This is a genomic window from Streptomyces anatolicus, from assembly GCF_019400875.1.
Lineage (GTDB): Bacteria > Actinomycetota > Actinomycetes > Streptomycetales > Streptomycetaceae > Streptomyces > Streptomyces anatolicus.
The window spans coordinates 1-3,999 of record NZ_WMBF01000536.1; the positions used below are offsets into that span (position 1 = coordinate 1).

A 3,999-nucleotide genomic window follows, 5' to 3' on the forward strand; every position below is an offset into this window, starting at 1 on the left:
GTACGGGGGAGGAAGGTGGTGCGGTCACGCGCGTACTCCCAAGGTCGGAGACGCAGAGAACTAAACCGCGTGGGCGAAGGCGTGGGAAGAGGCCGTGAGATCGATCCCCTCGCCACGACGACGATCAGAGGGAGCGAAGAAGGCGGAAACAGGCCAAGAAGTCCGAGGAGCGGGAGCACGCGCACCGGGGCCGAATGCGCCCCGGCGGCTCCCCCTCGGCGCCGCCTGTCGGCCGTTCGGTGGCAGGACAATCCCCCAGCGGACCATGCCCAGTTCAAAACGTTTTTTCCCTTGTGCACACATGCGTCGTCGAGTTGTGCAGTCGTTGACTAAACCCACAAGTAGCAACGTGATCGCACAACGAACATATGCGTTTTTCCGATTGTCATACTTTCTTTCACGGTCTTGCAGCATCTTCCGGTTATGCACATAGCTGGGTGCTGCGACCTTTCCCGTCCCGAGGTTCCCGATGAGCCTGGGACAGGTCGACGGAGCCCCCGCGCGCCGTCGACCAGGGAAGCGGTCGTCACCTCTATCCGAGGAGACGTCATGAAGAAGGCCTACGAAGCTCCGGCGCTCGTCCGGCTCGGGACGTTCCGGAAGAAGACCGGGCTGCTGCAGCGGTCCGGAAACGACCGACTCATTTTCAGCAAGAACTGACGACCGACGGTTTCTGACCCGACGTCATGACTGAACCGCACTCGAGTGCGGGGACGGGCCCCGGCGACGCGCACTTCACGGTCTTCAACGACCGTGCGGACGCGGCCGCCGTGGCCCGCTCCTTCACCCACCCAGGAACCCGTGTCCTCAACCATTCCTCGGGCCGGCCGTGGCTGGTCGGCCAGTGGGCCGACGAAGAGATCGTCACGGCGCGCGCCGGCCGCGCCGCCCTGGCCGTCATCGGCTGCTGCCCCGTCACCGCCACCGAACTGGAGGCCAGGGCAGGGCGGTTGCGCGATCTGACGGAGCTGGACGTGTGGGCCCGCTCCCTGCCCGGCAGCTTCCACCTCGTCGCCGCCCTGGACCAGCGGCTCAGGATGCAGGGCACCGCGTCCGGGCTCCGGCTGGTCTTCCACGCCGCCGTGGACGGTGTGCCCGTGGCCGCCACCCGCGCCGATGTCCTCGCCACCGCCCTGGGCCACGACCCCGACGAGGAACAGCTCGCGATCCGGCTGATGTGGCCGGTCCCCTATCCGCTCTCCGAGACGTCCCTCTGGCACGGTGTCACCGCGGTGCCACCACAGGACGCGCTGACCGTCGGCGCGGACGGGCGGACCGTGCACCACTCGCGGTGGTGGACCCCGCCGGAGCCGGTCCGCACCCTCGCCGACGGCGCGCCGCTGGTCCGCGAGGCCCTTGACACGGCCATCGACGCCCGCACGCGCCGAGGCGGCGTGGTCAGCTGCGACCTGTCCGGCGGCCTGGACTCCACCTCCATCTGCTTCCTCGCCGACCGGTCCCCCGCCAGGGTGGTGGCCAGCACCTGGCCGGGACGCGACCCGGCCGACACCGATCTGCACTGGGCCGAGCGGGCGGTGAAGCACCTGCCGGACGTCGAGCACGTGGTGTGGGACGCGCACGCCTCACCGCTGGTCTACGACGACCTGCTGGGCATCGACGACCTGCTGGACGAACCGACCATCGGCGTCATGGACCGCTCGAGGGTGCTGAGCCATCTGCCCGACATGGCCCGGCGGGGCAGCCGAGTGCACCTGACGGGCATCGGCGGCGACCACGTGGCCTGGTGCTCGGAGGCGTACTACCACCGACTGACGCGCACCCGCCCGCTGTTCGCGCTGCGGCAGCTGCGCGGCTTCCGGGCCCTGTGGCAGTGGCCGCTCGGTACGACGGCCCGCGCCCTGGCCGACTCCCGCCCGTACGGCAGGTGTCTCGCCGACGCCGTCGGACACCTGCGCGAGCCACTCCCGGCATCGGCCACCACCAGTCTCGGCTGGGGCATGCCGCCGCGCCTCTTCAAGTGGATCACGCCCGACGCGGCACGCATGGTCGAGCGGGCACTGCGGGAGGCCGCTTCGGCGGTCGAGCCCCTGCACCCCGACCGTGGCATGCACGCCGATCTGGAACAGATCCGCTCGTGCACGCGCATCATCCGTCAGTGGGACCGCATGGCGGCCCGCGTCGGTGTCCCGATGGCCTCGCCGTTCCTCGACGACCGCGTCATCGAGGCGTGCCTCGCGATCCGGCCGGAGGAACGCGTCACACCCTGGGCGTACAAGCCCGTGCTCACCACCGCGATGCGCGGCATCGTGCCCGAGGAGTGCCTGCGGCGCACCACCAAGGCGGCCGCCGCCATGGACGCCGCCGACGGACTGCGCACACACCGCGCCGACCTGCTTGCCCTGTGGGAGGACTCCAGGCTGGAACGGCTCGGCCTGGTCGACGGTGCGGCGCTGCGCCGCCTCGCGCAGCGGCCCTCCATGCCCGGGCTGCGCGACGGCATCCTCTACTCGACCATCGCCGCCGAGGTATGGCTGCGCGGCCTCTCCCCCGCCCGTACCCGATAGGCCCGTCACCGGAGAAAGGCAGTCACCCACCATGGCACTGCGGTTCGGCCCCGATGTCTCCACCACGGAGACCGACTACGGCACGGTTCTCTTGGACCAGCGCAGCGGAAACTACTGGGAACTCAACCCCACCGGGACCCTCGTCGTGAAGACCCTCCTCGACGGCGGCGAGGAGGCGGCGGCCATCGACGCGCTCGTCTCGGAGTTCGACATCGACCGGACCCGCGCGGAGCAGGACGTCACCACTCTCGTACGGGAACTGCGGGATGCGGGGCTGGTCTCATGACGACACCGAGCGCTCTGGAACGGCCCACGGGCGTCCCCTTCACCCGGCGTCTCGCCGCCCGCCTGGTGCTGCTGCCCGCCGTCGCGCTCTCCTTGCTGCCCCCGCGCCGGATCCGCGCCGTCCTCGGTGTCGTACGCCGGGGCGCCGCCCCGGCCAGCGCCGCGCAGGCGAGGAACGCCCGGGACGCGATGTGCGCGACCAGCCTGCTCTGCGCCGGCCCGAAAGGCTGTCTGCCCCGCTCACTGGGGGCCGCTCTGCTGTGCCGGCTGATGGGCGGCTGGCCGACGTGGTGCACGGGGGCGAGCGTGGTGCCTCCCTTCAACGCGCACGCCTGGATCGAGGCGGAGGGCCGGCCCATCGGAGAGGACGTGCCCGACGACTACTTCGCGCGGTTGCTCTCGGTGGGACCGGCGGGAACTTCTCGGGTCGGCTGCTAGTTTCTACAGTGTTGTAGATTCTACGCTGCTGTAGAACACCCGATCTCGATCTGTGCATGGAGTGCCCCATGGCCCTGTGGGACCGCGTCAAGGAATCCGCGTCGACGATGCAGACCCAGCTGCTGGCGAAGAAGAACGACCTCAAGAGCGGCGCCTTCCGCGACGCGAGCATGGCGATGTGCGCCCTGGTGGCAGCCGCGGACGGCACGGTGGACCCGGCCGAACGCGCGCGCGTGGCCCAGCTCATCGGCTCGAACGAGGTGTTGCGGAACTTCCCGGCGGACGACCTGCGCCACCGCTTCGACGCCTGCGTCGACAAGCTGACCGCCGACTTCGCGTTCGGCAAGGTGAGCGTCCTCCAGGAGGTCGCCAAGGCGAGGAAGAAGCCCGCGGAGGCCCGCGCGGTCATCCAGATAGGCATCGTCATCGGCGGCGCCGACGGCGACTTCGACAAGGACGAGCAGGCCGTGGTGCGCGAGGCGTGCTTCGCGCTGGACCTGCCGCCGCACGAGTTCGACCTGTAACGGCCGCTTCGGCACGAGGCCGGTTCGGAGCGGCGCACGCTCGGAGCGGCGCACACTCGGAGCCGCGCCCGTTCACAGCGGCGTGGCCGCCCGCAGGATGAGGACCATCGTGACCGCGGAGTTCGCCGAGGACATCGCGGACACGACGGTGCCGAACGCGGCGCACCACAGGGCGAGTCCCACCGCGGTGAACAGGGAGGGACGCGGGCGGGCGGCGGGCGCGGGGG

General features: G+C 70.5%; 5 protein-coding genes and 1 pseudogene. 5 read left to right on the plus strand and 1 reads right to left on the minus strand.

Translation table 11 applies throughout. From position 1 onward, the window contains the following. The first annotated feature begins 549 nt into the window (after positions 1-549). The 5 genes from GKQ77_RS29055 (at position 550) to GKQ77_RS29075 (ending at position 3,772) form a co-directional block, all read left to right on the plus strand. Entirely contained in the window at positions 550-660 is a 111-nt protein-coding gene (locus GKQ77_RS29055; protein WP_219692032.1) for a keywimysin-related RiPP, read from the plus strand. A 26-nt stretch (positions 661-686) separates the two neighbouring features. Continuing rightward, a complete protein-coding gene (locus GKQ77_RS29060) occupies positions 687-2,525 on the plus strand; it encodes a lasso peptide isopeptide bond-forming cyclase (protein ID WP_219692034.1) in 1,839 nt (612 codons plus the stop codon). Positions 2,526-2,556: 31 nt separating this feature from the next. Further along, positions 2,557-2,811: a lasso peptide biosynthesis PqqD family chaperone gene (locus tag GKQ77_RS29065; RefSeq protein ID WP_219692036.1), complete on the plus strand. Its 255-nt coding sequence runs from the start codon at positions 2,557-2,559 to the stop codon at positions 2,809-2,811. Next, positions 2,808-3,248: a lasso peptide biosynthesis B2 protein gene (locus GKQ77_RS29070; RefSeq protein ID WP_219692038.1), complete on the plus strand. Its 441-nt coding sequence runs from the start codon at positions 2,808-2,810 to the stop codon at positions 3,246-3,248. Before GKQ77_RS29065 ends, GKQ77_RS29070 begins: the two co-directional genes overlap by 4 nt. Positions 3,249-3,316: 68 nt before the next feature. Further along, positions 3,317-3,772: a tellurite resistance TerB family protein gene (locus GKQ77_RS29075; protein WP_219692041.1), complete on the plus strand. Its 456-nt coding sequence runs from the start codon at positions 3,317-3,319 to the stop codon at positions 3,770-3,772. Between the two features lie 72 nt (positions 3,773-3,844). Here GKQ77_RS29075 and GKQ77_RS33710 read toward each other — a convergent pair. After that, positions 3,845-3,999, minus strand: a pseudogene (locus GKQ77_RS33710) (M56 family peptidase); the annotation flags it as partial.